This is a genomic window from Pseudoalteromonas issachenkonii, from assembly GCF_002310795.1.
In the GTDB taxonomy this organism is placed as follows: Bacteria; Pseudomonadota; Gammaproteobacteria; order Enterobacterales; family Alteromonadaceae; genus Pseudoalteromonas; species Pseudoalteromonas tetraodonis.
Window position 1 is genome coordinate 3,151,133 of the sequence record NZ_CP011030.1, and the last position, 25,132, is coordinate 3,176,264.

General features: G+C 42.0%; 33 protein-coding genes. 9 read left to right on the forward strand and 24 right to left on the reverse strand.

What is annotated here, in order from left to right; genetic code table 11:
• Nucleotides 1-185: 185 nt before the first annotated feature.
• From rplQ to PISS_RS14670, 18 genes are all read right to left on the reverse strand, one after another.
• Nucleotides 186-587 (reverse strand): 50S ribosomal protein L17, encoded by a 402-nt coding sequence (rplQ, locus tag PISS_RS14585; protein ID WP_013466072.1) that lies wholly within the window; start codon nt 585-587, stop codon nt 186-188.
• A gap of 39 nt (nt 588-626) precedes the next feature.
• Nucleotides 627-1,613, reverse strand: a complete 987-nt coding sequence (locus PISS_RS14590; RefSeq protein WP_008115371.1) for a DNA-directed RNA polymerase subunit alpha — start codon at nt 1,611-1,613, stop codon at nt 627-629.
• A gap of 24 nt (nt 1,614-1,637) precedes the next feature.
• Nucleotides 1,638-2,258, reverse strand: coding sequence for a 30S ribosomal protein S4 (gene rpsD / locus PISS_RS14595; RefSeq protein WP_002959461.1), 621 nt, complete (start codon nt 2,256-2,258; stop codon nt 1,638-1,640).
• Between the two features lie 21 nt (nt 2,259-2,279).
• On the reverse strand, nt 2,280-2,666 hold the full coding sequence (rpsK, locus tag PISS_RS14600; RefSeq protein WP_002959471.1) for a 30S ribosomal protein S11: 387 nt from the start codon (nt 2,664-2,666) through the stop codon (nt 2,280-2,282).
• Nucleotides 2,667-2,678: 12 nt separating this feature from the next.
• Nucleotides 2,679-3,035 carry a 30S ribosomal protein S13 gene (rpsM, locus tag PISS_RS14605; protein ID WP_008115377.1) on the reverse strand — a complete coding sequence of 119 codons (357 nt, stop codon included), beginning with the start codon at nt 3,033-3,035 and terminating at the stop codon, nt 2,679-2,681.
• Between the two features lie 125 nt (nt 3,036-3,160).
• The gene (gene rpmJ / locus PISS_RS14610; protein WP_002959476.1) at nt 3,161-3,274 is read right to left on the reverse strand and encodes a 50S ribosomal protein L36; all 114 of its coding nucleotides are present in this window, start codon (nt 3,272-3,274) and stop codon (nt 3,161-3,163) included.
• 22 nt (nt 3,275-3,296) lie between these two features.
• Entirely contained in the window at nt 3,297-4,625 is a 1,329-nt protein-coding gene (gene secY, locus PISS_RS14615) for a preprotein translocase subunit SecY (protein WP_008115380.1), read from the reverse strand.
• A 10-nt stretch (nt 4,626-4,635) separates the two neighbouring features.
• The gene (rplO, locus tag PISS_RS14620) at nt 4,636-5,070 is read right to left on the reverse strand and encodes a 50S ribosomal protein L15 (RefSeq protein WP_013466073.1); all 435 of its coding nucleotides are present in this window, start codon (nt 5,068-5,070) and stop codon (nt 4,636-4,638) included.
• A 4-nt stretch (nt 5,071-5,074) separates the two neighbouring features.
• Nucleotides 5,075-5,257 (reverse strand): 50S ribosomal protein L30, encoded by a 183-nt coding sequence (rpmD, locus tag PISS_RS14625; RefSeq protein ID WP_008115384.1) that lies wholly within the window; start codon nt 5,255-5,257, stop codon nt 5,075-5,077.
• Nucleotides 5,258-5,260: 3 nt separating this feature from the next.
• Nucleotides 5,261-5,767, reverse strand: a complete 507-nt coding sequence (gene rpsE, locus PISS_RS14630) for a 30S ribosomal protein S5 (protein WP_008115387.1) — start codon at nt 5,765-5,767, stop codon at nt 5,261-5,263.
• Nucleotides 5,768-5,776: 9 nt separating this feature from the next.
• Nucleotides 5,777-6,127: a 50S ribosomal protein L18 gene (gene rplR, locus PISS_RS14635; RefSeq protein ID WP_008115388.1), complete on the reverse strand. Its 351-nt coding sequence runs from the start codon at nt 6,125-6,127 to the stop codon at nt 5,777-5,779.
• A gap of 9 nt (nt 6,128-6,136) precedes the next feature.
• On the reverse strand, nt 6,137-6,670 hold the full coding sequence (rplF, locus tag PISS_RS14640; RefSeq protein WP_006794247.1) for a 50S ribosomal protein L6: 534 nt from the start codon (nt 6,668-6,670) through the stop codon (nt 6,137-6,139).
• A gap of 13 nt (nt 6,671-6,683) precedes the next feature.
• Complete coding sequence (rpsH, locus tag PISS_RS14645; protein WP_016899320.1) at nt 6,684-7,076, reverse strand: 30S ribosomal protein S8; 393 nt, start codon at nt 7,074-7,076, stop codon at nt 6,684-6,686.
• A 21-nt stretch (nt 7,077-7,097) separates the two neighbouring features.
• The gene (rpsN, locus tag PISS_RS14650; RefSeq protein ID WP_006794245.1) at nt 7,098-7,403 is read right to left on the reverse strand and encodes a 30S ribosomal protein S14; all 306 of its coding nucleotides are present in this window, start codon (nt 7,401-7,403) and stop codon (nt 7,098-7,100) included.
• Between the two features lie 10 nt (nt 7,404-7,413).
• On the reverse strand, nt 7,414-7,953 hold the full coding sequence (gene rplE / locus PISS_RS14655) for a 50S ribosomal protein L5 (protein ID WP_010392500.1): 540 nt from the start codon (nt 7,951-7,953) through the stop codon (nt 7,414-7,416).
• A 16-nt stretch (nt 7,954-7,969) separates the two neighbouring features.
• Nucleotides 7,970-8,284, reverse strand: coding sequence for a 50S ribosomal protein L24 (gene rplX, locus PISS_RS14660; RefSeq protein WP_004589210.1), 315 nt, complete (start codon nt 8,282-8,284; stop codon nt 7,970-7,972).
• Between the two features lie 10 nt (nt 8,285-8,294).
• Entirely contained in the window at nt 8,295-8,663 is a 369-nt protein-coding gene (gene rplN, locus PISS_RS14665) for a 50S ribosomal protein L14 (RefSeq protein WP_008115397.1), read from the reverse strand.
• Between the two features lie 274 nt (nt 8,664-8,937).
• Nucleotides 8,938-10,896 carry an AsmA family protein gene (locus PISS_RS14670; protein ID WP_058155332.1) on the reverse strand — a complete coding sequence of 653 codons (1,959 nt, stop codon included), beginning with the start codon at nt 10,894-10,896 and terminating at the stop codon, nt 8,938-8,940.
• A 266-nt stretch (nt 10,897-11,162) separates the two neighbouring features.
• On the opposite strand from PISS_RS14670, the gene PISS_RS14675 reads away from it, so the two are divergent.
• The 7 genes from PISS_RS14675 to PISS_RS14705 all read left to right on the forward strand — a co-directional run bounded on the left by PISS_RS14675 (nt 11,163) and on the right by PISS_RS14705 (nt 18,325).
• Nucleotides 11,163-12,326 carry a hypothetical protein gene (locus PISS_RS14675; protein ID WP_033102756.1) on the forward strand — a complete coding sequence of 388 codons (1,164 nt, stop codon included), beginning with the start codon at nt 11,163-11,165 and terminating at the stop codon, nt 12,324-12,326.
• Nucleotides 12,327-12,698: 372 nt separating this feature from the next.
• A complete protein-coding gene (locus tag PISS_RS14680) occupies nt 12,699-13,376 on the forward strand; it encodes a TorF family putative porin (RefSeq protein WP_058155333.1) in 678 nt (225 codons plus the stop codon).
• Between the two features lie 195 nt (nt 13,377-13,571).
• On the forward strand, nt 13,572-14,282 hold the full coding sequence (locus tag PISS_RS14685; protein ID WP_013466079.1) for a YIP1 family protein: 711 nt from the start codon (nt 13,572-13,574) through the stop codon (nt 14,280-14,282).
• A 48-nt stretch (nt 14,283-14,330) separates the two neighbouring features.
• Nucleotides 14,331-15,497 carry an efflux RND transporter periplasmic adaptor subunit gene (locus PISS_RS14690; protein WP_013466080.1) on the forward strand — a complete coding sequence of 389 codons (1,167 nt, stop codon included), beginning with the start codon at nt 14,331-14,333 and terminating at the stop codon, nt 15,495-15,497.
• Nucleotides 15,497-16,204: an ABC transporter ATP-binding protein gene (locus PISS_RS14695; RefSeq protein WP_008467268.1), complete on the forward strand. Its 708-nt coding sequence runs from the start codon at nt 15,497-15,499 to the stop codon at nt 16,202-16,204. The genes PISS_RS14690 and PISS_RS14695 overlap by 1 nt, the downstream gene beginning before the upstream one ends.
• Nucleotides 16,197-17,435 carry an ABC transporter permease gene (locus tag PISS_RS14700; protein WP_013466081.1) on the forward strand — a complete coding sequence of 413 codons (1,239 nt, stop codon included), beginning with the start codon at nt 16,197-16,199 and terminating at the stop codon, nt 17,433-17,435. Before PISS_RS14695 ends, PISS_RS14700 begins: the two co-directional genes overlap by 8 nt.
• A gap of 212 nt (nt 17,436-17,647) precedes the next feature.
• The gene (locus PISS_RS14705) at nt 17,648-18,325 is read left to right on the forward strand and encodes a nitroreductase family protein (protein ID WP_013466082.1); all 678 of its coding nucleotides are present in this window, start codon (nt 17,648-17,650) and stop codon (nt 18,323-18,325) included.
• Here the strand turns inward: PISS_RS14705 and PISS_RS14710 are convergent.
• Genes PISS_RS14710 through PISS_RS14720 form a run of 3 tightly spaced genes read right to left on the reverse strand, consistent with a single transcriptional unit; the run spans nt 18,322 to nt 22,965 of the window.
• Nucleotides 18,322-19,392, reverse strand: a complete 1,071-nt coding sequence (locus PISS_RS14710; protein ID WP_033102759.1) for an efflux RND transporter periplasmic adaptor subunit — start codon at nt 19,390-19,392, stop codon at nt 18,322-18,324. The genes PISS_RS14705 and PISS_RS14710 overlap by 4 nt on opposite strands.
• A complete protein-coding gene (locus PISS_RS14715; protein ID WP_058155535.1) occupies nt 19,382-22,657 on the reverse strand; it encodes an efflux RND transporter permease subunit in 3,276 nt (1,091 codons plus the stop codon). The genes PISS_RS14710 and PISS_RS14715 overlap by 11 nt, the downstream gene beginning before the upstream one ends.
• A gap of 5 nt (nt 22,658-22,662) precedes the next feature.
• On the reverse strand, nt 22,663-22,965 hold the full coding sequence (locus PISS_RS14720) for an ArsR/SmtB family transcription factor (RefSeq protein WP_008467273.1): 303 nt from the start codon (nt 22,963-22,965) through the stop codon (nt 22,663-22,665).
• Nucleotides 22,966-23,096: 131 nt separating this feature from the next.
• Between PISS_RS14720 and PISS_RS14725 the strand changes: the two genes are divergently transcribed.
• Together PISS_RS14725 and PISS_RS14730 are read left to right on the forward strand one after the other, a co-directional pair.
• Nucleotides 23,097-23,285 carry a YgaP family membrane protein gene (locus PISS_RS14725; protein WP_008467276.1) on the forward strand — a complete coding sequence of 63 codons (189 nt, stop codon included), beginning with the start codon at nt 23,097-23,099 and terminating at the stop codon, nt 23,283-23,285.
• A 5-nt stretch (nt 23,286-23,290) separates the two neighbouring features.
• On the forward strand, nt 23,291-23,635 hold the full coding sequence (locus tag PISS_RS14730) for a rhodanese-like domain-containing protein (RefSeq protein ID WP_008467278.1): 345 nt from the start codon (nt 23,291-23,293) through the stop codon (nt 23,633-23,635).
• A 62-nt stretch (nt 23,636-23,697) separates the two neighbouring features.
• Here the strand turns inward: PISS_RS14730 and PISS_RS14735 are convergent, their stop codons facing one another.
• From PISS_RS14735 to PISS_RS14745, 3 genes are all read right to left on the reverse strand, one after another.
• Complete coding sequence (locus PISS_RS14735) at nt 23,698-24,240, reverse strand: PH domain-containing protein (protein ID WP_013466085.1); 543 nt, start codon at nt 24,238-24,240, stop codon at nt 23,698-23,700.
• Nucleotides 24,241-24,317: 77 nt separating this feature from the next.
• Complete coding sequence (locus tag PISS_RS14740) at nt 24,318-24,935, reverse strand: LysE family translocator (RefSeq protein ID WP_028834843.1); 618 nt, start codon at nt 24,933-24,935, stop codon at nt 24,318-24,320.
• A gap of 9 nt (nt 24,936-24,944) precedes the next feature.
• Nucleotides 24,945-25,127 (reverse strand): hypothetical protein, encoded by a 183-nt coding sequence (locus tag PISS_RS14745; RefSeq protein ID WP_008109493.1) that lies wholly within the window; start codon nt 25,125-25,127, stop codon nt 24,945-24,947.
• Nucleotides 25,128-25,132 lie beyond the last annotated feature (5 nt).

A 25,132-nucleotide genomic window follows, 5' to 3' on the forward strand; every position in this document is an offset into this window, starting at 1 on the left:
AGTATTTAAATAAGCGAACTATTTTTCTGTTAGTAGCAAATAGACTGCCTTTATTGATATGGGGCTGTTGTTTATTATTGATAAAAAAATTGGGGAGGACTTGTCGCGACCCTATTACCGTGTGATAAATTTTAGGTATTAAAAAGCCGAGCATAAGCTCGGCTTTTTGGTGTCTCTTTAAAGACTTACTCTGCAGACTGTGCGTCTTCTTGAACTTCTTCGCTCGCCGCTGGGCGACCAACTAGTTCAATATAAGCCATTGGTGCATTATCACCAGCACGGAAGCCACACTTAAGAATACGAGTGTAACCACCTGGACGGTCTGTATTACGAGGACCGATTTCGCTGAACAATTTACCAACTACTTCATTATCACGCGTGCGGGCAAATGCTAAACGGCGATTTGCTACGCTGTCAGTCTTAGCCAGTGTGATTAAAGGTTCAATTACACGGCGTAACTCTTTCGCTTTAGGCAAAGTAGTTTTGATGATTTCATGTTTCACCAAAGAACCTGCCATATTGCTGAACATCGCTTTACGATGGCTACTGTTACGGTTTAATTGACGACCACTCTTACGATGGCGCATGACCCTATCCTTCTAACTAAACTAATATAGTGATTTAGATTATTCAGCTAGGCTTGCAGGCGGCCAATTTTCTAGGCGCATACCTAGAGAAAGACCACGTGAAGCTAGCACGTCTTTTATTTCAGTTAGAGACTTCTTACCTAAATTAGGCGTTTTAAGAAGCTCAACTTCAGTGCGCTGAACTAAATCACCGATATATTGAATTTGCTCGGCTTTCAAACAGTTTGCTGAACGTACTGTTAGTTCAAGATCATCAACTGGACGAAGTAGAATAGGATCGAATTCTGGCTTCTCTTCTTTCTCTTCTGGCTCAGTTACATCGCGTAAATCTACGAATGCATCTAGTTGCTCAGCTAAGATAGTAGACGCACGGCGGATCGCTTCTTCAGGATCTAAAGTGCCGTTTGTTTCCATATCAATGATTAACTTGTCTAAGTCTGTACGTTGCTCAACACGGGCTGATTCAACCGAGTACGCAATACGTTCAACTGGGCTGAATGATGCATCAAGCAGCAATCGACCAATTGGACGCTCATCGTCATCAGAGGATAAACGACTAGATGCCGGCACATAACCACGACCACGCTCAACACGAATACGCATGCTGATCTCGCTGTTATTTGTAGTTAAATTACAAATAACATGATCTGGGTTAGCAATTGTTACATCGCCATCGTGCTGAATATCTGCCGCAGTCACAGGGCCTACACCAGATTTAGTCAGGGTCAGAAAAACTTCATCTTTGCCTTCTAACGTTACCGCTAGACCTTTAAGGTTTAGTAGTATTTCAATGATGTCTTCTTGTACGCCTTCTTTCGCGCTGTACTCATGCAATACACCGTCGATTTCAACTTCAGTTACTGCACATCCAGGCATAGATGATAACAGTATACGGCGTAAGGCATTACCCAAAGTGTGACCAAAGCCACGCTCGAGTGGTTCTAAAACTACTTTAGAACGCGTTGGGTTTATAGCGTCGATATCGACTAACCTTGGTTTTAGAAATTCTGTAACAGAACCCTGCATTTTATCCTCTCTTAACTCTTAACTTTACTTAGAGTAAAGTTCGACGATTAGTTGTTCATTAATGTCCGCAGACAGATCTGAACGCTCAGGTAGGCGCTTGAAGCTACCTTCCAATTTCTTACCGTCAACTTCAACCCAAGTCGGCTTTTCACGTTGCTCAGCCAACTCTAGAGCAGCGATGATACGTGCTTGTGTCTTAGACTTCTCACGGATTACAACAGTATCTTCTGGAGTAATTACGTATGAAGGAATGTTCACAACACGACCATTAACTAGAATCGCTTTGTGGCTTACTAACTGACGTGCTTCAGCGCGTGTGCTAGCAAAACCCATGCGATATACAACATTGTCTAAACGTTGCTCTAAAAGCTGTAACAAGTTTTCACCTGTATTACCTTTAAGGCGAGCAGCTTCTTTGTAGTAGTTACGGAATTGCTTTTCTAATACACCGTAGATACGACGTACTTTTTGCTTTTCACGTAATTGTAAACCGTAATCAGATAAGCGTCCTTTACGAGCGCCGTGCTGACCAGGTGCAGTCTCAAGTTTACACTTAGAGTCGATAGCTCTTACGCCGCTCTTAAGGAACAGGTCAGTACCTTCACGACGACTCAGCTTGAGCTTAGGGCCCAAATATCTTGCCATGTTATTTCTCCTAACCTATTGTTAAACGCGACGTTTCTTCGGTGGACGACAACCATTGTGTGGTATTGGCGTCACGTCAGTAATGTTGGTGATACGGTAACCAGCAGCATTCAAAGCACGTACAGCAGATTCACGACCTGGACCTGGACCTTTGATGAAAACTTCTAGATTTTTTAAACCGTATTCTTGAGCAGCAGTACCTGCACGCTCTGCAGCAACCTGAGCAGCAAATGGAGTAGATTTACGTGAACCACGGAAACCTGAACCACCGGCAGTAGCCCATGATAGTGCATTACCTTGACGGTCGGTAATTGTTACAATAGTGTTGTTGAAAGACGCATGAACATGAGCCATACCATCAGCAACTTGCTTTTTAACCTTTTTACGACGAATTGGTGTCTTAGCCATTTTACTATCCCCTTATCGCTTAATAGGCTTACGAGGACCCTTACGGGTACGCGCGTTAGTCTTTGTTCTTTGACCACGAAGTGGTAAAGAGCGACGGTGACGTAGGCCACGGAAACAACCAAGGTCCATAAGGCGCTTGATATTCAAAGTAACTTCACGACGAAGGTCACCTTCTACAGTGTACTTGCCAACTGCTTCACGCAATACGTCAAGTGTTTCGTCTGAAAGTTCACCGATTTTTGTGGTCTCGGCGATACCAGTCGCTTCTAAGATAGCCTTAGAGCGAGTCTTACCTATGCCATAAATAGCTGTTAAACCAATAACTGCATGTTTATGATCAGGGACGTTAATGCCAGCGATACGGGCCACTAACACATCTCCTATATTTGAATTTGGTAATCATCTGTTTGAAAAGCCCGTAAGGATACTCAAACGAAGACCAAATCACAACTAAAAACACAGGCCGAGAAACCTCAGCCTGCACGACTGTTTACTTAGCCTTGCCTTTGCTTATGCTTAGGCTCACTGCAAATTACGCGTACTACACCAGCACGTTTAATAACTTTACAGTTACGGCATATTTTCTTAACGGAAGCACGTACTTTCATTGCTCAACTCCGTAAACTGACCTTATCGACCGTAGCCTTTAAGGTTCGCTTTTTTCAGCACAGAATCATACTGATGTGACATCAGATGCGTCTGTACTTGTGCCATAAAGTCCATGATTACTACAACGATAATCAAAATTGATGTACCGCCGAAATAGAATGGCGTTTGCCATGCCATAGTCATGAATTCGGGCACCAGACAGATAAAGGTTATATACAAAGCACCTGCCAATGTCAGGCGTGTCATCACTTTATCAATGTATTTAGATGTCTGCTCACCTGGACGAATACCTGGGATAAATGCGCCAGATTTTTTCAGGTTGTCTGCCGTTTCACGCGGGTTAAAAACCAACGCTGTGTAGAAAAAGCAGAAGAAGATGATAGCCGCAGCTAAAACCATTGCATACAAAGGCTGACCTGGAGTCAACGTTGTAGCAATTGCTTGTAGCACATCAGCAACCGGACCTTCACCCTGGCCGAACCAGCTTGCAATTGTACCAGGGAACAGAATTATACTGCTAGCGAAGATTGGTGGAATAACACCCGCCATATTTACTTTCAGAGGTAAATGCGTGCTTTGAGCAGCAAATACTTGACGACCTTGTTGACGTTTGGCGTAGTTAACAACGATACGTCGTTGTCCACGTTCAAAGAATACAACAAGATAAGTAACAGCGAATACTATAACCGCAACCATCAACAGTACAAAAACATTCAAATCACCTTGGCGCGCCATTTCGGCTGTCGAACCAATAGCAGACGGCAGGTTAGCTACAATACCAACAAATATTAGAACTGAGATACCGTTACCGATACCACGTTCTGTTATCTGTTCGCCCAACCACATAAGGAACATAGTACCGGTTACTAAACTCACCACTGCGGTGAAATAGAATCCCATACCTGGGTTAACAACTAACCCGTTCATCATGCCCGGTAAGCTTGTGGCAATACCGATTGATTGGATAGTAGCAAGCACAAGCGTGCCGTAGCGTGTGTACTGGCTTATCTTTTTACGCCCTTGCTCACCTTCTTTCTTAAGCTCTATAAACGGCGGATACATATGCGTTAATAGTTGCGTAATAATCGAAGCCGAGATATACGGCATGATACCCAGTGCTAACACTGAAGCTCGCTCAAGCGCACCACCGCTAAACATGTTGAACATCTCAACAATGGTGCCCTTTTGTTGCTCGAAGAAATCGGCAAGTACAGCGGCGTCAATCCCAGGGATCGGCACAAATGAACCTAGACGGTAAATTATGATAGCACCCAATACGAAGAGTAATCGGCGCTTCAATTCCGAAAGTCCACCTTGTGCACTTTGTGTATCTTGACCTGGTTTAGCCATTAGTACTTCCTTAGTCTTCTACCTTGCCTCCGGCAGCTTCGATAGCTTCGCGTGCACCTTTAGTAGCCTTAAGGCCTTTAACGGTAACAGCGCGTGAAACTTCGCCAGATTTAACAACTTTAACGAACTGAACGTTCTTTTTAACTAGACCAGCTGCTTGTAACGCGCTTAGGTCTACCACATCGCCTTCAACTTTAGCGATTTCGTATAGGTTAATTTCTGCAGATACTAATGATTTGCGAGAAGTGAAACCGAACTTAGGTAGACGACGTTGCATAGGCATTTGACCGCCTTCGAAACCAACGCGTACTTTACCGCCAGAACGTGATTTTTGACCTTTGTGACCACGGCCACCAGTCTTACCAAGACCAGAACCGATACCACGACCAACACGTTTTGGAGCAGTTTTTGAACCTGCAGCAGGTGAAAGTGTATTCAAATGCATCGAATTACCCCTCTACCTTAACCATGTAATAAACCTGGTTAATCATACCACGTACACATGCTGTGTCTTCTAACTCAACAGTGTGATTGATACGACGTAAACCAAGACCGCGTAATGTAGCTTTATGCTTCGGTAAACGACCGATAGAGCTTTTTACTTGTGTTACTTTTACAGTTTTATTAGCCATGGTTTACCCCAAAATCTCATCTACTCGAAGACCACGTTTTGCAGCGATCGACTGAGGAGAATTCATGTTCTCAAGAGCTGAGATCGTTGCACGTACAACGTTGATCGGGTTAGTAGAACCGTAACATTTAGAAAGTACGTTCTGCACACCAGTCACTTCAAGTACTGCACGCATAGCACCACCTGCAATGATACCAGTACCTTCAGATGCTGGTTTCATAAACACTTGTGAGCCAGCATGACGTCCTTTAACAGGATGCTGTAATGTGTTGCCATTTAGGTCTACGTTGATCATGTTACGACGTGCTTTTTCCATTGCTTTTTGAATAGCAGCTGGAACTTCACGTGCTTTACCATAACCGAAACCTACTTTACCTGCGCCATCACCAACTACAGTTAGTGCAGTAAAGCTAAAGATACGACCACCTTTAACTACTTTAGACACACGGTTCACCGCGATTAGCTTTTCAGCTAAATCAGGCTGTTGTTGCTTTGCTTCTACGTTAGCCATTGTCTACTCCTAGAATTGCAAACCGGCTTCACGCGCAGCATCAGCTAGCGCCTTCACACGGCCGTGATATTTAAAGCCACTGCGATCAAAAGCAATCTTTTCGATGCCTTTGTCAGCCGCACGTTCAGCAACCGCTTTACCAACTGCTTGTGCAGCTGCAACGTTGCCTGTGCCTTTAACTGTTTCGCTAATAGCTTTCTCAACAGTAGAAGCAGCAGCCAGTACATTACCCTCAGCGTTTACAACTTGAGCGTAAATGTGACGTGGCGTGCGGTGGATAACAAGACGCGTTGTGCCTTGTTCAATATAATTTCTACGAGTGCGTTTAGCACGACGTAGACGAGCTGTTTTTTTATCCATCGTCTTACCTTACTTCTTCTTAGCCTCTTTACGGCGTACATTCTCATCTGAATAACGAACACCTTTACCTTTATAAGGCTCAGGTTTACGGTATGCACGAATGTTAGCAGCTGTTTGACCAACTAACTGCTTATCTACGCCCTTAACTAGAACTTCTGTTTGGCTTGGAGTTTCAATCGTAATTCCTTCAGGAACTGCGAAATTAACTGGGTGCGAGAAACCAAGAGTTAAGTCTAAAACTTTGCCCTTAGCTGCAGCACGGTAACCAACACCTACTAACTGAAGTTTCTTCTCGTAACCTTCATGCGTACCAACAACCATGTTGTTGATTAGAGCGCGAGCAGTACCTGCTTGTGCCCATGCATTGGCTACGCCTTCACGAGGTAAAGTTGTAATAACGTTGTCGTTAACTTGTACTTCAACTGCATCGTTGATAGTACGAGTAAGTTCACCGTTTTTGCCTTTAACTGTGATTTCCTGGCCTTTTAATGTAACTTCTACACCGGCAGGAACGTTTATTGGTGCCTTTGCTATGCGAGACATAGTTCCCCTCCGATTAAGCTACAAAACCAATGATTTCACCACCAACGCCTGCACTACGTGCTGCGCGGTCTGTCATTAGGCCTTTAGAAGTTGATACGATAGCGATACCTAAACCACCCATTACCTTTGGTAATTCGTCACGTCTCTTATAGATACGTAGACCAGGGCGACTTACACGCTGGATATTTTCAATAACAGCTTTGCCTTCGAAGTACTTTAACTCGATAGAAAGCTCAGGTTTTACATCACCACTTACTGAGAAGTCTGCGATGTAACCTTCATTTTTTAATACATTAGCTACTGCTACTTTCAGTTTCGAATTAGGCATCGTTACAGATACTTTCTTCGCTGACTGACCGTTACGGATTCGTGTAAATAAATCCGCGATAGGATCTTGCAAGCTCATAGTCTTACTCCCATGATTCTATTACCAGCTAGCCTTTTTAAGGCCAGGAATTTCACCGCGCATAGCTGCTTCGCGAACTTTAATACGGCTCATGCCGAATTTGCGAAGGAAACCATGTGGGCGGCCCGTAATGTTACAACGATTACGTTGACGTGCAGGGCTAGAATCACGAGGTAAAGCTTGTAGCTTAAGTACCGCGTCCCAACGATCATCTTCAGATGTATTAACATCACTGATGATAGCTTTTAGTGCTGCACGCTTTTCAGCGTACTGAGCAACTAGTTTAGTGCGCTTTGCTTCGCGCGCTTTCATAGAATTCTTTGCCATAACCCTACCCTTATTTCTTGAATGGGAAGTTAAACGCTTCTAACAACGCACGGCCTTCCTCATCTGATTTCGCAGATGTAGTGATTGTGATATCCATACCGCGTACACGGTCTACTTTATCATAATCAATTTCTGGGAAGATGATTTGTTCACGTACGCCCATGCTGTAGTTACCGCGTCCATCAAAAGACTTAGCACTCACACCACGGAAGTCACGGATACGTGGGATAGCGATTGAAACCAAACGCTCAAAAAAGTCCCACATACGCTCGCCGCGTAGGGTTACTTTACAACCAATCGGGTAACCTTCACGCACTTTGAAGCCAGCAACAGATTTGCGTGCTTTAGTGATTAAAGGTTTCTGACCAGAGATAGCTTCTAGATCCGCAACAGCGTTATCTAAAATCTTCTTGTCAGCTAAGGCTTCGCCCACACCCATGTTTAATGTGATCTTTTCGATCTGAGGGACTTGCATGACAGAGCTGAAACCAAACTTCTCTTGAAGTTCAGCAACTACTTTGTCTTTATATACTTCATGCAGTTTCGCCATCATTCTACTCCAACTATTAGATAGTTTTACCAGTAGATTTAAAGATACGTAATTTCTTACCATCTTCAATCTTGAAACCTACACGATCTGCTTTGCTCGTTTCCGAGTTGTAGATCGCAACGTTTGATACGTCGATAGACGCCTCTTTCTCAACAATACCGCCAGCTTGGTTCAACTGTGGAACCGGCTTTTGGTGTTTCTTGATTAAGTTAATGCCTTCGACAAATACTCGACCAGACTCGGTTACAACTGAAAGCACTTTGCCGCGCTTACCTTTGTCTTTACCTGCTAGTACGATTACTTCGTCATCACGACGGATTTTTGCTGCCATGATAGACTCCTTACAGTACTTCTGGGGCTAGTGAAACGATTTTCATGAACTTTTCATTACGAAGTTCGCGAGTCACAGGGCCGAAAATACGAGTACCAATAGGCTGCAAGTTATCATTTAAGATAACAGCCGCATTGCTGTCGAAACGGATCAATGAACCGTCTGGACGACGAACGCCTTTTTTGGTACGCACAACTACCGCGTTTTTAACATCACCTTTCTTCACTTTACCGCGAGGAATCGCTTCTTTTACAGAAACTTTAATGATATCGCCAATCGCTGCATAGCGACGGTGTGAACCACCAAGGACTTTTATACACTGCACTTTGCGAGCGCCGCTGTTATCAGCAACTTCCAGCTGAGTTTGCATTTGGATCATGTTAATGACCTCCGGTGTAGTAATTACAACTTGTCTTAAATTTGTTTAAAATCAAGACATTTCGATTGAATTCCACTCAAAAAACATACTAGATGTCTCTTAAGGGCGGGCAATTGTATCAGCATTGAGGGGGGAGTGGTAGGTTATTTTTTAATTAATTTAATAGGGATGCTAAATTAAAACGAGGTTTTCTATGCTATTTATCTAATTTACAGGTGGTTATAAAACAAACAAGGCATCTTGTTGATGCCTTGTTTTATATCAGTAATTAAAATTAGCCAAACAAACCTTTTAATTTGTCTTTAATTTTATCTTTAGCTTTGTCTTTTGCATCATCAAGCTTTTGCTTAGCTTCATCTTTTAAAGCATTGCTTACATCAAGCTTTATATTCACGTCATGAAACGGGCCTTTTATGCGTAAAGGAACTTTAAAGCCAGTACTGTCATCGGTTGTACCTTGACCTTCAATAGAGTCCACGACGCCTGTTACTAGTCGATAGTTAACCAGCGTTTGCGGTAAATCAACGTCTCCTTCACCTGAAATGCGTATTAAAGGGCTGATCAACGATAAATCAGTATTTTTGCCTACGCCATTGGTAAAGTTAAAACTACCAGAAAGTGCAGAGAAATCGGTTTTCTCAGATTCTTCAAATCCTGTATCTAATCCCTCAGACACGGCATTAAAGTTGCCTTTAACTAGCTCTTTACCCTTACGCACCATTTCCGCTACGTTTGCTCCCTTAACGGCACCATCCGCGAACTTGAACCCTAGCTTACCATTAAGCGCGTTAATGAATGTTTTTTGGCTTTGCCCTGCCGTGGTTAGATTCCAACTTAAAGAGCCCTTGCCCATTAGCTTATCAAAGCCTGCAGCATCGCTAAGTAATGGCTGTGCGTCTATTTTATCTAAATCGAAGTTGGTTGCTATTTTATAAGGGGTATTTTGGGCATTGATAGTAACCACCCCTTTACCTGTTCCTTCATAAGCGGCAAAGCTATCTAAGCTTAATTTAGCAATGCTATTTTTAAGTGCCACAGTAAACTGATTAGCGCCTAGTTTAATGTCGTTAGCTTTTAAACCACTTGAACGAACAATCACATTTGCATCTAATGCACTTAAGCCACTTAAATCAATTTTAGTATCATCCCATACAATCGGTTCTGCAGGCTTAGACTCGTCTTTTGCAGGGGCTTCTTTTTTAGCTACGGTTTCTGGTAAGTAAGGATTTAAATCAAGCATCCCTAGGTCAATATCAGCATTAACCGCTAAACGACTGCCTAGATTCACCTTACTTTTACCTTTAATCTCGAGTGCATCGAGCGTTGCAACTAATTCAGTTAGGTTAAACTCCTCACTTAGCAAGTGCATTTGGGCATTGATACTAAAGGCATTAAACGCATTGTCTTTAGCGTTTAAGTCAACCCCTTGCCAGTTAGCAATATTTTTAACTGAATCACCGTTAAGTGCTAATAATCCTTTAATATCTTGGCCTTGTTTGGCTATGCTGCCATCAAACGTTAAATCGACTAAACGTGAGTTAAGCGTTTGCTTTACATTAAATGGGGCACCTTCAATCGCTTTTGCTGGAGTATCAAGTTTTACATCAAGCTCAAATCGCTCTTGCATATAAGTAATAGCCCCTTTGACTTCGAGCTGTTTGCGCAGTGAAGGCAGTAATATAGCCAGTTCTAAATCGCTAATCTGTTGTTTAGCACCCGTTTGACCATCTAAATATGTAAACGACCCGCCATAAATAGCGACTTCACCTAATTGAATATCAAAGTTTTCAGGTAGTTTGACTGCCTCACCCGATTGAACTTGCTGCTCAGGTTGCTTGGCCACTGCATCAAATAACTGCCAGTTAGCTTTACCGCTTTTATCGGTTTCTAGCAAAATATCAGGCTCATTAATGACAAACTTTTCTAGCTTTAACTCGCCACCGAGTAATGAAAGCCAAGGAATATGAACGGCAAGTTGCTGCATACTTGCCATATCAGCGCGAGAGCCGCTAGGCATATTGGCAAAATGCACATCATTAAGCTCCAGCTTTAATGCAGGAAATACACTGAGGGTTTTATCGCCCTTTATGGTTAATGTGCGCCCAGTTGTTTTTTCTACCTGCTCAGACACTTTATTAAAAATGGTATCGGTAGGAATTAAAAATGGTGCAGCAACAATTAACGCTATGCATAGCAATAATATGACACCAATAACTTTAAATAAGGTCTTCATGATCATCCTTTCAAACGTGCAAATAATGTTCTTATCATAGCGGGAGTTAACACTAAAAGCATTGTTAAATAAATAAAAAACATATCAATTAGGGCATCCCTTTTTAAAATCAGGTTTTCAAAACTCATTTTAATAAATTTAAAGATTCATGCCCCTGATTACATTGCTGCAATTGTTCGGTATGATGCGCGCCCCTGTTGTATTTAGCCTAAATAAGCTAAAATGTAGCGACTAAAAAATATATCTAACCGGAGAGTCTACAAGGCATGAAGAAACTGCTAATTTCACCGTCAAAAATGGCATTAGGCGAACAAGAAAGTCAAATTTATCAAAACATTCTGAAGCAATCTTCAGAGCTAAGCCTAAACCTGATGGCCGTGAAAGTGGAAAACCATCCAGAAGATTTTTTAGGTTGGTGTTACGAGCTATTAAGTGCAAGCCGCGACCGCATTAATTACGACTTACTCGAAACCTCACAATTACCATTATTAAAAAAACTGCACGACCAACTTATTTCAGCGATTAGCTTTTTACAGTTAAAAACATTACGGGTAGCACCTTGGCCGGTAGTGAGTATGTTTGTAGAACAACATAAAGAACTGGTGGCACTTGATGAGCAATTACGTTTAACTGCTTATATCTCAGGCCTGCGTGAAAAGCCGTTAAAAGATATGATCCCTGAAGACTTACTCGCTTTTAGCGGTAAGCATATGGCATCACTCGATCCGAGTACTTATAACTTTGATGTAGAATGGTTTGCCTCTACCAAAAGCGCCAAAGGTTTTCACCTGATGCTGGCTGATTTGCCAGGTGCATTCGACGATGCACTCAGCAACATTCCACTTGAGGGTGATGTAGCGCTAGGTAATTACCAACAATTTGTAATTGCTTACTTGAGTGCATTTAATGGTAGTGATGAAAAACCAACTCTGGCGCCTGCCACCCGTTTATTAGCAATGCGCCGCCCTGATGTATTTACACCGATTAGTAACAGTCGCTTAGATGCACTTTGCTCCGCACTTGGTATCACCAAATTAAATAACCGTGACTTTGAGCGTTACTGGCAAGATGTAGTACAAAGCATTCACGCTATGTCATGGTTTAAAATGGCCAATGCAGGTAATGAACTAGAAACTCAGTTAGTGGATATAAAAGCGCTAATACCTTGCTTTTTTTATTATGCAGATACGAATACTGCAGATAACTCTAACTACATTAAGCTACTAAATAAACCTACACGTAGCACTTCGAGCAGCAGTAAAGCGCCACGCCGAGGTAAAGAATCTGCTGAGATTTTAGTGGATCGCGCTCTTGCTGCTGATGATATCCCAGAACATATTCGTGCTAAACGTGACTCTATTATTAGCGAAGTACAAAAAGGCCGTAGTGTAAACGAAACAATTACACTTATGCGTACCATTTTTGGTTAAAACGTATATCAAACGCAATTAGCTTTAATAAACTAGCTTAACGTTAGGGTCTGTAGACCTTCCAAGGTTAAATTTTCAAAGGTCAATAGATCCTAATATAGATAGCCTGGTAGCGCTCTAATGGTGCAGCCAGGCTTTTTTTTGCACCAGCAGTGTGTTCTTTCCTTACATACTTTTCACTAAGCGTCTTTGCGCATAACTTCAACACCTTGTTTTATAATATAAAATTTATTTTTTATTAAATAAATGGAAGCTGGCACATACAGTGCAATTCCCCCTGCAGTAACGTAATAATACGCCGCCGTTCAAAAGGTTGTAGTCGTTTATAATAAAAAACCTTGGCGTGCAAAATCATACAATGGGAAATGAAACATGCTAAAACTACAAAAAACAATACTCATCGGTGCATTGGCATTAACAGGAATGACATCAACTACTGCATTTGCCGAAGTAACAGCCAATGCAGCCGCTACTTCTAACTACTTATGGCGCGGACAAGAGCAAACTGGGGGCGATGCAGCTGTATCTGGCGGTATTGATTACGCTAATGAATCTGGATTTTATGCAGGTACGTGGGCGTCAAATGCGTCTTGGGCCGATGAAATGACCTACGAACTAGACTTATACGCCGGTTTTGGCGGCGCTATTAATGAAAACGTAAGTTATGACGTAGGTTATATTTATTACGCTTACCCAGATGCGGCATCAGGTGCAGATGCTGATTTTTCAGAAGTTTACGGTAGCATTAGTGTGCAAGGTTTTACATTTGGTGCAGCCGTACTTGCAACATCTGCTGCCAGTGGTGATGGTACTGATTTTGGTGATTCACTGTATTTAAACGCCGATTACAGCTTCGCTGTTGGTAGCAATGGCACTGAAATGGCGCTACACATAGGGCATTACTCAGGCGATTTCATCGGTGATGACAATATTATTGATTATGATGTATCAGTGTCTAAAGATGGTTTTACCTTTGGCCTATCTGATAACGACATGGACGGCTCAGATGTTAAAGCTTATGTAGCCTACGCTGTCGACTTTAGCCTATAAAAAGAATGTGTTACTTGCTGCAACACTAAGGGCCGAAAGGCCCTTTTCTCGTTTTAAATAACTTAACTAGATCTAATCACGCCACACCTTGTTAACAAACCGTTACAATTAATAAATCAACTTACCTCGCTTTTACCTTAGTATATGACTGATAACTATATAGTTCACTATTGAGAAAATCATAAAGGAATAATCATGAAGTCATCTAACGCGCTATCTGCTTGTATCGACATTTTTATCAGCCCAAGCAAGGCTTTTAATGGGCTAAAAGAAGCTAAAGGCTGGTCTTGGCTTGCTTTTGCACTTCTCGCTCTAACCCTTGCAGCCTCTGCTTATACATTTTATACCACTGCAGACTCACAATTTATTTTAGACCAGCAGGTTGCTGCAGCGAGTGTGGATGCCACAATCGGCGAGAAAAAAATGATCCGTCAAAGTATGGAGCAAAGCCTCGATAACCAAGTGTGGTTTGCAATTGGCGGGGGTATTTTCGGCCTTCTTTTTATAAATGCACTCCTATCTGGGTATTACATGTTGATATCTAAGCAAGACCCTGATGCTAATTATAGCTATGGTGCGTGGTATGGTTTTGGTGTTTGGAGCATGATGCCCATGGTTATTTCAAGTTTAGGTGTTGTTGCGCTAGTTCTTACAGCCAGTAACAATGAATTACCTATTAGTTTATTCAATTACGCGTCTATAAATCAGTTATTTCTGGGATTAGAGCTTGGAGATAGCTTCTATAATATGATGGAGAGTTTAAGTATTTTTAGTCTTTGGAGCATAGCTTTGGTTGCTATTGGGTTAAAGTGTTGGACTAATTTCAGCTTTAATAAAGCACTTCTTTTTGCTGCGCTACCGACCATTATCATTTACAGCATCTGGACAATTATTATTGTTGCTTAAAGGAATGTAGGCAAACTTTTCTGCCTACTCATAAATACGGAAATAAAAATGAAAAAAGCGATTATCATTACCCTTGCAATTGCAGCTTTTATTGCTCTTATCGTATCAAAGCAAATTACTGGCGATGAAAAAGCACCAGAGGTAAATGTTGCACAGGTTGAGCAAGGTAGTATTGCAGACTCCATTATGGCCTCTGGCAATTTAGTCTTTAATACTCAAGTGCAGTTACGTTCAGAGGTAACCGGACGAGTCGACAAGGTGTTTGTTGAAGAAGGGCAAAGTGTAAAACAAGGCGACATTTTAATGCGCTTAGATACCACTGCTTTTGAGTCAGAAGTAACACGTAATAAAGCGGTATTGCGAGCTAGCGAAATAGAAATAAAACATAGTAAAACACGCCTTTTGAACTTTGAACGTCAGCTTAAACGTCAAAAAGAGCTTTATGACGTAGGCCTAGCAGGGCAAGAAGTATACGAGAACTTACAAAATGCACGCGACCTTGCCAAAATAGATATTGAAGCCAGAGTAGAGTCTTATAATCAAGCCAAAGCCTCTCTTTCAATCGCTGAAGATAGACTTAGCAAAAGTGTATTTCGTGCTCCAATGAGTGGTTTGCTCGCCTCAGTAAATATTAAAGAAGGCGAAACCGTTATTGCCGGCACCACTAATATTATTGGCTCAGATTTAATGCTGGTTGCCGACCCAAGCGCTATTTTAGCTGAGCTCAGAGTTGATGAAACTGATATTGCTGGCATTAAATTGGACCAGCATGCAGATATTTATGCTGCTGCGTACCCCAATCAACCCTTCACTGGCAAGGTCATTAACATTGGAACCTCAGCAAAAAACCAAGCAGGTTCACAAGGTTTATCATTTCGAGTGAAAGTGTTACTTGATAATACCGATAGGCAACTATATGCAGGTATGAGCTGCCGTGCAGAAATCGCAACAAGCCTTGCTGTGAATGGCTTAAAGCTCCCTATCGAAGCCGTACAAAAAGAAGATGATAAAACGTTTGTATGGCGTTTAAACGACGATAACACTGTAAGCAAAGCCTATGTAGAAGTGGGTATTTCTTCAGATATAGAGCAAGCAATTACCCAAGGTTTAAATAAAGGAGAGCGTATTGTTATTGGCCCTGCACGCCCAATCAGTAAGTTAAAAGAAAATGATACAGTAAAAGTTAAGCAATCTACCGCCAAGGATACACAATAATGTCGGCGGTAATTAAGCTTGAGCATATTAACAAGCAATACAAAATGGGTGAGCAAATATTTAAAGCCCTTGATGATGTAAACGTGGTCATTAATGAAAACGAGTATGTCGCTATAATCGGTCCTTCAGGTTCAGGTAAGTCAACTTTAATGAACTTATTGGGTTGCTTAGATACTCCAACTACTGGGGATTACTTTTTAAAAGATAAACTTGTAAAAAGTATGACAGAAACCGAGCTCGCTCATCAGCGTAACGAAAGTGTTGGCTTTATTTTTCAGAGCTTTAACTTACTTCCGCGTGCGTCGGCACTTGAAAATGTGATGCAGCCTTTGGTTTATAGGTTTATACCCGCAAAACAACGTAAACAAAAAGCCCTCGATGCACTCAAACGTGTAGGACTCGGTGATAAAGTGGATCATCTATCAAGCCAGTTGTCTGGTGGGCAACGCCAGCGTGTTGCCATTGCACGAGCGCTAGTGACTAAACCGCATATTTTACTCGGTGACGAACCAACCGGGAATCTAGACAGCAAAACTACCACTGAAATTATGGCGCTATTTGATGAGCTACATAATGAAGGCCACACCATTATTTTGGTAACTCACGAACAAGAAATTGCAGATCATTGCCAGCGAGTTATTCGCTTAGTTGATGGCAAGGTAGTGAGTGATGTTCGTAAAGGCGAGGGAGACAAACAACATGTTTAAATCTGCTATTGCAATTATGGAAGGAACAAAAGCAGCACTAATGGCCATTAAAGCCAATGCCATGCGAAGCGCACTCACTTGTTTAGGGATTATAATTGGGGTTGCCGCGGTTATTACAGTGGTAGCCGTTATGCAAGGCTTTACTAAGCAAATTAACGATCAACTCGCAGATATGGCACCTGATGTAACCACAATTAAACCCTTTACCAGCATTGAACAAGAAATGGTGGGCAAAAATGCTAAACTCACTTACAACGATTTTTTAGTCTTAAAAGCCCGAGTAAAAGAGGCTGAAACACTCACTGCACTGATGTTTACTTGGCGTTTTTCTGGTGGCGCTGAATATGGAAATAAAAGCCACTCATCACGAGTAATGGGTACAGAGCAAGATTACCAAAAAGCGTATAGAACCTTTCCAGAACTTGGGCGCTTTATTCGCGCAGAGGATGATGAAAAGCGCCGTCGAGTCGCTTTTATTGGTCCATCCATTATTGAAAAGCTAAACCTGCCAAAAAACCCTGTAGGCGAATATATTAAACTTGGCGGCGAGTGGTTTAGAATTATTGGCGTGGCTGAAAAACAAGGTAGTTTATTGGGGTTCGATCAAGACGATTATATTAATATTCCCATCAGTACCATGAGCGCATTAGAGGGTCCAAGTAGCAGCAGCAATGTACAAATTATGTTTAGACTCAAAGAAGACAGTGATGAAGAATTGGTACTTGCTAAAATCACTCGCATTTTACGCCAATTACATAAACTAAAAGACAATCAAGAAAACGACTTTGAATTTGAAACAGCTGAAAAAGCACGCGCTAACGTTGATAAATTTACAGGTAGCGCTACAGCAATTACCGCAGGGATTGTAGGTATCAGTCTTGTTGTTGGCGGTATTGGTGTAATGAACATTATGCTTGTATCTGTCACCGAACGCACCCGTGTGATAGGCACATTAAAAGCACTGGGGGCGACTCCTGGTTTTATCATGCTGCAATTTTTAGTTGAAGCCGTGGTGCTGTCATTATTTGGAGGCTTAATTGGCTTAGTCATTGGCTATGGTGCTGCCGAGCTCATTTCGCTCTCTGTACCAAGCATGCCCGACGCTTATATACCAGGCTGGGCTATTATGCTGTCGTTTGGTTTTACCTCTTTAATCGGTATTGTATTTGGTTTAGCTCCCGCAATAAAAGCAGCTAGGCTTAATCCCATTGATGCCTTACGTTATGAATAAACACTCAAAATAGCGACCTGTTTGCTTAAAATAGTATCCTAAAATAGCTGACTTTTACTGTTTTAGGATACCTAATAGGCTCTTATCTATTGGCTAAGCCTTGTAATATGATATAAATATTTTATGCGTAGCGCGGGTTTTATAAACCTTAGCAGATAAAGCCTTTGCTGCTATTTTAAACCACACACTCTAAAAATAAGAAGCGAACAGCCATGCAAAATCATAAAAGCCAACCATTAGCCGATTTTATAGAATACCCTCAAGAGGAAATGCTGACGCGTGCGAATGAGTTTTTACAAACGAGTCAACGCCGTCATAGTATTCGCAGCTTTAGTAACCGCCCAGTGCCAAAAGAAATCATCGAAACCTGTATAAAAGCGGCAGGTACAGCGCCTAGTGGCGCAAACCACCAGCCTTGGCATTTTGTAGCCATTAATAGTGCAGATGTTAAAAAACAAATACGAGAGGCCGCTGAAAAGCTAGAGCGCTCATTTTATGAAGGTCGCGCAGGCGAAGAATGGCTTGATGCATTAAAACCCTTAGGCACTGATGCTAACAAACCCTATTTAGAGCACGCGCCATGGTTAATCGCGGTGTTTAGTCAAAAAAAGGGGGGTGTAAATACGGACGATAAAAACACCAATTACTATGTGCATGAATCGGTAGGCCTTGCCACTGGCTTTTTAATTCAAGCCTTGCACCGCGCAGGCCTTGCAACACTTACCCACACACCAAAACCGATGAGTTTTCTAACCGATATTTGTGGACGTGATAAAGACAACGAACGCCCTTATATGTTACTTATTACTGGTTACCCAGATGAGCATGCAACAGTGCCGCTGCACGCCCTAGATAAAAAGTCGATTGATGAAATTGCGAGTTTTATTTAATCGCTTTGACTTGGCATGTAATCAACAGCAAGTACATCACCCTCTTTTAGGCCTGCTATTACGTGTTGCTGGTTATTTATAATACTGCCTAAACGCACGAAACGTTTAACCAGCGTTTCGTTTTCAAGTACATACACCATATTGAGCTGACCAAACTCATGCACCCAACGTGGATCAATTAATACACCTTGGGTACTTTTTATTGGTAACTGTAGTTGAGCATAAAGGCCTGGCATTAAACCAAGTTGCGCATCGGCTTCTAAACGAATAAGCAAGCTGCGCGCCGCGTTATCTGCCACTGGTACAATTTCGCTCACCGTTGCGGGTGTTGTTATATCTAGAGAAGGTAATACCACATTTAAACTGTCCCCGACTCTTAATTTTACTGCTTGTTGTTCACGTACATTAAATTCAAGCTGTAACTGTAATGGGTTATACAAAGTAATCAGCGGTTTACCGGGTGTTGCAGTATCGCCAGGTTCAGTTAGGCGCTCAACGACCACGCCCGAAATAGGGGCAGTAATACGCGTATAATTAAGCGATACCTGAGCTTGCGTTTGCTGTTGCTTAGCAACCGCTAAATTAGCGGTTAAGTTTTCAAACTTTGCTTTGGCGTCATCTAATTCACTAACAGATACTAATCCTTGCGCATTTAAATCAATCATTCTGGCTAGTTGCTTTTTAGCTTGCGTTAACGACGCTTGCACCGCATTAATATTTGCGCTGCTTTGCGCTAACGCCGCTTTAAAATCATCTTGCTTGAGCATAATAAGTAAATCGCCCTTAGCGACTTTATCGCCAGCACGTACTTTTAACTGCTCAACCTGCGCCATAACATGCGATGAAATTTGCGTATTTTGTTTTGCTATTACACTACCTGGTACCTGCTCAGTGCCTGCAATACTTTGCAGCGTTACCGTTACTCGCTCACCTTGATAGCTCGTTATTTGTGATTCTTTTAAGCCAGCAGCTTGCTTGTCAGAAAAGCTGCCTGCCATATAAAACACAGCCATAATAATGACAAATAACGCGGCAAATGTGCCTATAAGTTTTGATTTACCCTGCATGCGCTTCATCCTCTGTGCTTGCAAACACTAAATAATAAACAAGCGGTACTACAAATAATGAAAATAATGTAGACGCCACAATGCCAAAAATAATCGCAATCGCGAGCCCGCTAAATACCGGATCGAGTGTGATCACTAAGTTACCTAATAAAGTGGTACCTGCGGTTAGGAGCACAGGGCGCATTCGCACCGTACCCGCTGCAACAAGCGCCTCTTTAATTGCCATGCCTTGGCCACGAGCTTGATTAATAAACTCAACCAAAATAAGTGAGTTACGCACCACGATACCTGCAAGGGCAATCATGCCTATCATCGCTGTGGCAGTAAATAATACCGGCTCTGGGGCACTTGCTATGGAGCGCTCACCAAACTGATTTAACAGCCAAAAACCTGGCATTATACCTATCACTGTTAACGGAATAGCCGACATGATAATCAGCGATAAACTCGCCGACTGTGTTTGTACCCGTAAAATTATAAATATGGCACTGAGCGCAAACGCAAAGGCAATGCCCATATCTCTAAATACATCAATGGTTATGCGCCATTCCCCCTCGCCGCTAAAGCTGACATGGGTTCCTTGTGGTAGTTGCCATGGGGCTGTTCCGCCATTATTAAAAAAGTGACGACCTACCCACGATGTTTTAACAAACTCATCGTTTGATACATTTAAATCAGCATTCACATCAGCAATCACTTCCGCTGGTGTGCGCCCATTAAGCTCAGCCATAACATAAATTACGTCACGCTGATCTTTACGAACAATCGTTTTAGCAACATGATGTTGTGTAAATTCACCGAGTTCTGAAAGCGATACTAACGGCCTTGGCGCACTGCTTAAACCAAACTCGTTACTGGTTTTAGCTAAATCTCTGTCGCCCCTAACCTGAAGTGCAAGTAATTGCGAAAGCTGATTTCGCTCGCTGTACGGTAGCTGTAATTTAATATCAACGGGCTCTGTTTCATTGCTCACATAAAGTACACCCACGTTTTCACCTTGAGAGGCAATACTGAGTGTTAGTGCAATATTTTGAGTTGAAACCGCACTTAGTGCGGCCTTGGTTTTATTGGTAACAAAACGTTGTAATGGCGAGGGTGCCACCATTGAGGTATCGACTTCAACTACATGAGGTTCTTGTTGTAAACGCGCAGCTAACTGCAAGGCAGCTTGAGAATGTGTTTGCTCATCAACAAAAGCATCTCGGTAAACCTCAGCAACTAAGGTACTCAGTACCGGCGGCCCTGGTGGTACTTCAACCACTTTTATTACAATGCCATCGGTTGCTAGCATCGCGAGCTGTTCGCGAAGGCGCATAACTACTCCATGCGATTGATGATCGCGCTCAGACTTATCCACTAACAATACCCTCAGCTCGGCGAGATTCGCTGCCTCACGGCGATAATAACCGCGCACCATACCGTTAAAGTCCATACTTGAAGGTTGACCAACATAGGCCGCTATTTCACTTACTTCGTTTAATTGCCATGTGAGTGTTTGGATTTGTTTAGTAAATGCAGCTGTGCGCTCCAGATTAGTCCCCTCTGGCATATCTATCAGCACTTGCAGCTCATTTTTATTATCAAAAGGGAGTAGTTTTAAAGGCACCAAACGCATCACGGGTAACATGGCGCTAATAATAAATAATGCTAGGGTTAGCCACAAAACAAGTTTAGCTCGCCCCTTAGAAGCCAATAATGGGCTTAATATTCTTTGATATGCACCAACTTTAGGAGCAAGCTCGGAGGGTTGTTCGTTATCAGGCTTGAGTAACTTCATCGCAAGCCAAGGGGTTACAAAAAATGCAACAATGGTAGAAACCATCACGCTAACCGGCACATTAAATGCCATAGGTGCCATGTACGGCCCCATCATGCCGGTGATAAACGCCAGTGGAATAAACGCCACCATTATAGTGAGTGTCGACATAAGCAAGGCATTTCGAATTTCGCTCATTGCACCAACAATCTGCTGTTTTTTATCGCCTTTTTTATTCAAAAAGCGGCTAATATTATCAATACCTGTGATTGGGTCATCTACCAGTAAACCCAAAGATAAAATAAGCGCAAATAAGGTCACCCGGTTAATGGTGTAACCAAATGCAAAATCTAATGAGAGTGTAATGCCATAACAAATAGGCACAGCCAGCCCTACCACAACCGCCGGACGCCAACCTAAAAACACCCCCACAAATATCACCACAGTAAAGACCGCAAAGACTAAACTTGAAGTGAGGTTATTTACTTTTTCATCGGCAGTTTCGCCATAATCTCTTAATACCGCATAGCTCACCTCAGTGGGTAATAGCGTGCGTGTTAGCTGCGTCATCATTTGATGAACATCGTTGGCAACTGCAACAGCGTTCGTGCCTGTTTGTTTTGCAACGCTTAGTGTTACCATTGGTAAATGCTGCTGGTTTGCCGATTGGGCAAGCCATTGGTAATGCTTAGCTTCACTTGGGCCATCAATAACGTTTGCAACATCAAGCAAGTAAACACTTTTGCCATTAACAACATTCACTACCAGCTGTTCTACAGCAGATTGACTTCGTAGAACATCACCTGCCTGCAATTCAATTTGCTGCTGACCATCAACCACACTGCCTACTTGCGTTAGTTGATTAGACACGCTTAATGCATAAAAAACGTCATTTACGGTTGTTTGGTGGGCAGCCAATGCGCTGGCATTTAAATTAATGGTGAGGGTTCGTTTACGACCAGCAATGACTTTTACTTCACTGGTGTGTTCAATACGCTGTAAACTGTTGGCTATTTCGTTAGCAAAGCGGTTTAACTCGTAATCACCATAAAGTTGTGGGTCTTTACTGTATAGCCCCAGCATAACAATAGGTACATCATCCACTTCAACGGGCCGTATTTGCCAACTTTTGATAACAGAAGCCATAGTATGTTGATAACTGTTAAGTTTTGCATAGGTATCTAAAATAGCTTGTTCGCGGTCATGGCCAACCTCAAAGCGAAGTGTAACCACTGCGGCATTCGTTTGTGTAGTGGAATAAATATGTTCCACACCGCCAAGTTGGGCAAGTAGCTTTTCAAGTGGCTGGGTAACCAATCTGGCTACCTCTGGAGCTTCTACGTTGGGCGCCGATACGTATATATCGAGCATAGGCACCACTATTTGTGGTTCTTCTTCTCGCGCTGTTTGTTGTAAAGCAAATAAGCCAAACAAAATCGACAACACAAAAATAATAACCGGAATACGGCCACTTAAGCTGCTTTTTACTGCGTTATCAATCATGCTCATAACTTTTAGCCCTTGCAAAACAGTCCATATAATGTGCCTAACAAATGCACGGCATTTTGATCAATCACGCGGTAATAAATAGTTTGGCTTTCGCGGCGAGTAGCCACTACATTGGCTTTGCGCAGTGCCGCTAGGTGCTGTGATAACGCAGACTGCGCTAGCGGTACGGCTTCGTTAAGCTGCGACACACTCATTTCGGTATCTTGTAATGAGCATAAAATCATTAGTCGATTTTTATTCGCTAATATTTTTAATAGCTGCTCAGCTTGATCCACATTAGTCGCCATCGCTGTAAAGTCAATTTTCATACTATGCTCTTATTCTAAATTATGCACTTAGTATAAATTGCTAGATAAGAAATGTCTAATATTAGAATTTACTAATTTAATAATATCTAATATAGTAGCTCTGTACTCAATCAAATAAGTGACCTACTATTATGAAACTCAATAACGCACTTCGTCTTATCGCTGGCATCATGATTGTTGTATCAATCCTTTTGCAAACGTATCACGATCCGAAGTGGATATACTTTACCGCTTTTATCGCTGTAAACTTAATCCAATCAGCTTTTACTAGCTGGTGCCCAATGATCACTCTATTACGCAAACTTGGCTTTAAGGAATAATCACCATGCTTACATCTATCCCCGATTTACTAAAAATTATTACGCCTAATCAACGTCGTATCGACGCCGAACAAGCTAAACAGGAGATCAGTGAAAACAAAGGATTACTCATTGATGTGCGTGAACCGGCTGAACATGCAACCAAAGCCGCTACCGGCGCAATTAATATTCCGCGCGGCTTACTTGAAATGAAGTTAATGGAAATAGAAAAAGACGCAGCACGCCCTATTTACTTACATTGCGCTAGTGGTGCGCGTGCAACATTAAGTGCTGAAGCACTGACACGCGTAGGTTATGAAAACGTCACAGTTATTACCTGTAAAGCAGAAGCTGTTTGTCAGGCATTTTAAAGGCCAAAAATTAAATCTCTCGGCGATCAACCGATCGCCGAAAATTAATGTATACCTGCGCCTTACTTCCTCTCATCCAACAAGTTGACTAACATTTGCTCGATATTTTTTACGCTATAGGTAAGCGAGCGGATGAGCTCTACTTGGCTTTGTGGTTCATCGTTATTAGATTGGGCTGGCTGATCTGAAGTGAGGTTATCTTTTTGAGTTAAAATGGCTTCACGAAATTCACTGGCATTAACTACCCCAAGTAACGATACTAATGCACCGTGACCAGACTGCCCTGCAGTTTCAAAGCTTAAGCGGTATAAACCAAATAGTCGCATTAATGGCCCCTGACTTAATCCCACATCAGTGATTTTTTCAAGCGGAATCGATTTTTCTTCTTTAAACAAAATACCGCGTTTAACCACTAGCTTGCGCTCTAGTAAATCGGCCGACATAGCTGCTAATACTCGCCCTGCGACTAGCCACACCAAAAGCAATACAACGGGTAAAAACACAATAGTTACAACTGGAAAAAGGCTAAATATTGCAGCTAAGCACATCCAGTACTGTTTGACTTTGTTATCAAAAGTGGCACTTTTTAAAATTATATTAGACATCGTTTTATCACTTTTAAATTATAGTTTTTTTAAGTTACATTAATTACCAACTGTACGCAATTCAATCACTTTGATAGTTAAAATCCAATTACCACTTTGATCGCAAGCGCAATAAATACCATACCTAATAGTCTATCTAACCAGATATTTTGCTTGGTAAAGCCAAAGCGCTTTTTAGACACATCAGTGAGTAAAGCCACCAATAAATACCACCCAGTATCTATTACAAAAACGGTTAAGCACATAATAATACCGATGTTTAATGTAAGGTTTTCTGGATCGATAAACTGCGAAAATAGCGCCAAAAAGAAAATTGCCAACTTAGGGTTTAAAAATGCAATCGCAAAACCATCTTGTAACGCCTTAGAACTGCTCACTGCACTTTTTTGAACTTGCAGCTCGCTGTCGTTAGGTTTTGAAAATAGTATTTTCAAACCTAAATACGCTAAATAGGCTGCCCCTAAGTACACTAAAAATTGATACACAGTAGGAAACTGCAACATCAATGCGCCTAATCCCAATAATGAGGCCGCTGCATATAAGCCAACCCCAAAACCATGGCTTAACGCTGCCAGCATGCCATTTTTCATCCCGCCATTTAAGCTATGCTTTAATACCACAGCTAAACTAGGCCCTGGCGACATTGCGCCCATCATGCATACCAGTGCTAAGCTAAACCATAATGATAATGCCATTAGTAACCCTTATATTTCTTCATTTTCAATAAGTAATGCATAACCATGCACTTGCCCATAAAAGCCTGTCAATGGCACTGCGTTTATTACTTTCCAGCCGTCTTGGTTTAATTCCTGTATGCGATCATTTAGTGCGACTATATCTACCCCACCCAAAAAACGGGCCTTTCTGAATTCGATTACTTTTTGCATTTTAA

Bases quoted from the DNA above. Each gene is read 5' to 3' on its own strand.
- rplQ (WP_013466072.1), bottom strand. From the start codon at position 587: ATGCGCCATCGTAAGAGTGGTCGTCAATTAAACCGTAACAGTAGCCAT.
- PISS_RS14590 (WP_008115371.1), bottom strand. From the start codon at position 1,613: ATGCAGGGTTCTGTTACAGAATTTCTAAAACCAAGGTTAGTCGATATC.
- rpsD (WP_002959461.1), bottom strand. From the start codon at position 2,258: ATGGCAAGATATTTGGGCCCTAAGCTCAAGCTGAGTCGTCGTGAAGGT.
- rpsK (WP_002959471.1), bottom strand. From the start codon at position 2,666: ATGGCTAAGACACCAATTCGTCGTAAAAAGGTTAAAAAGCAAGTTGCT.
- rpmJ (WP_002959476.1), bottom strand. From the start codon at position 3,274: ATGAAAGTACGTGCTTCCGTTAAGAAAATATGCCGTAACTGTAAAGTT.
- secY (WP_008115380.1), bottom strand. From the start codon at position 4,625: ATGGCTAAACCAGGTCAAGATACACAAAGTGCACAAGGTGGACTTTCG.
- rplO (WP_013466073.1), bottom strand. From the start codon at position 5,070: ATGCATTTGAATACACTTTCACCTGCTGCAGGTTCAAAAACTGCTCCA.
- rpmD (WP_008115384.1), bottom strand. From the start codon at position 5,257: ATGGCTAATAAAACTGTAAAAGTAACACAAGTAAAAAGCTCTATCGGT.
- rpsE (WP_008115387.1), bottom strand. From the start codon at position 5,767: ATGGCTAACGTAGAAGCAAAGCAACAACAGCCTGATTTAGCTGAAAAG.
- rplR (WP_008115388.1), bottom strand. From the start codon at position 6,127: ATGGATAAAAAAACAGCTCGTCTACGTCGTGCTAAACGCACTCGTAGA.
- rplF (WP_006794247.1), bottom strand. From the start codon at position 6,670: ATGTCTCGCATAGCAAAGGCACCAATAAACGTTCCTGCCGGTGTAGAA.
- rpsH (WP_016899320.1), bottom strand. From the start codon at position 7,076: ATGAGCTTGCAAGATCCTATCGCGGATTTATTTACACGAATCCGTAAC.
- rpsN (WP_006794245.1), bottom strand. From the start codon at position 7,403: ATGGCAAAGAATTCTATGAAAGCGCGCGAAGCAAAGCGCACTAAACTA.
- rplE (WP_010392500.1), bottom strand. From the start codon at position 7,953: ATGGCGAAACTGCATGAAGTATATAAAGACAAAGTAGTTGCTGAACTT.
- rplX (WP_004589210.1), bottom strand. From the start codon at position 8,284: ATGGCAGCAAAAATCCGTCGTGATGACGAAGTAATCGTACTAGCAGGT.
- rplN (WP_008115397.1), bottom strand. From the start codon at position 8,663: ATGATCCAAATGCAAACTCAGCTGGAAGTTGCTGATAACAGCGGCGCT.
- PISS_RS14670 (WP_058155332.1), bottom strand. From the start codon at position 10,896: ATGAAGACCTTATTTAAAGTTATTGGTGTCATATTATTGCTATGCATA.
- PISS_RS14675 (WP_033102756.1), top strand. From the start codon at position 11,163: ATGAAGAAACTGCTAATTTCACCGTCAAAAATGGCATTAGGCGAACAA.
- PISS_RS14680 (WP_058155333.1), top strand. From the start codon at position 12,699: ATGCTAAAACTACAAAAAACAATACTCATCGGTGCATTGGCATTAACA.
- PISS_RS14685 (WP_013466079.1), top strand. From the start codon at position 13,572: ATGAAGTCATCTAACGCGCTATCTGCTTGTATCGACATTTTTATCAGC.
- PISS_RS14690 (WP_013466080.1), top strand. From the start codon at position 14,331: ATGAAAAAAGCGATTATCATTACCCTTGCAATTGCAGCTTTTATTGCT.
- PISS_RS14695 (WP_008467268.1), top strand. From the start codon at position 15,497: ATGTCGGCGGTAATTAAGCTTGAGCATATTAACAAGCAATACAAAATG.
- PISS_RS14700 (WP_013466081.1), top strand. From the start codon at position 16,197: ATGTTTAAATCTGCTATTGCAATTATGGAAGGAACAAAAGCAGCACTA.
- PISS_RS14705 (WP_013466082.1), top strand. From the start codon at position 17,648: ATGCAAAATCATAAAAGCCAACCATTAGCCGATTTTATAGAATACCCT.
- PISS_RS14710 (WP_033102759.1), bottom strand. From the start codon at position 19,392: ATGCAGGGTAAATCAAAACTTATAGGCACATTTGCCGCGTTATTTGTC.
- PISS_RS14715 (WP_058155535.1), bottom strand. From the start codon at position 22,657: ATGAGCATGATTGATAACGCAGTAAAAAGCAGCTTAAGTGGCCGTATT.
- PISS_RS14720 (WP_008467273.1), bottom strand. From the start codon at position 22,965: ATGAAAATTGACTTTACAGCGATGGCGACTAATGTGGATCAAGCTGAG.
- PISS_RS14725 (WP_008467276.1), top strand. From the start codon at position 23,097: ATGAAACTCAATAACGCACTTCGTCTTATCGCTGGCATCATGATTGTT.
- PISS_RS14730 (WP_008467278.1), top strand. From the start codon at position 23,291: ATGCTTACATCTATCCCCGATTTACTAAAAATTATTACGCCTAATCAA.
- PISS_RS14735 (WP_013466085.1), bottom strand. From the start codon at position 24,240: ATGTCTAATATAATTTTAAAAAGTGCCACTTTTGATAACAAAGTCAAA.
- PISS_RS14740 (WP_028834843.1), bottom strand. From the start codon at position 24,935: ATGGCATTATCATTATGGTTTAGCTTAGCACTGGTATGCATGATGGGC.
- PISS_RS14745 (WP_008109493.1), bottom strand. From the start codon at position 25,127: ATGCAAAAAGTAATCGAATTCAGAAAGGCCCGTTTTTTGGGTGGGGTA.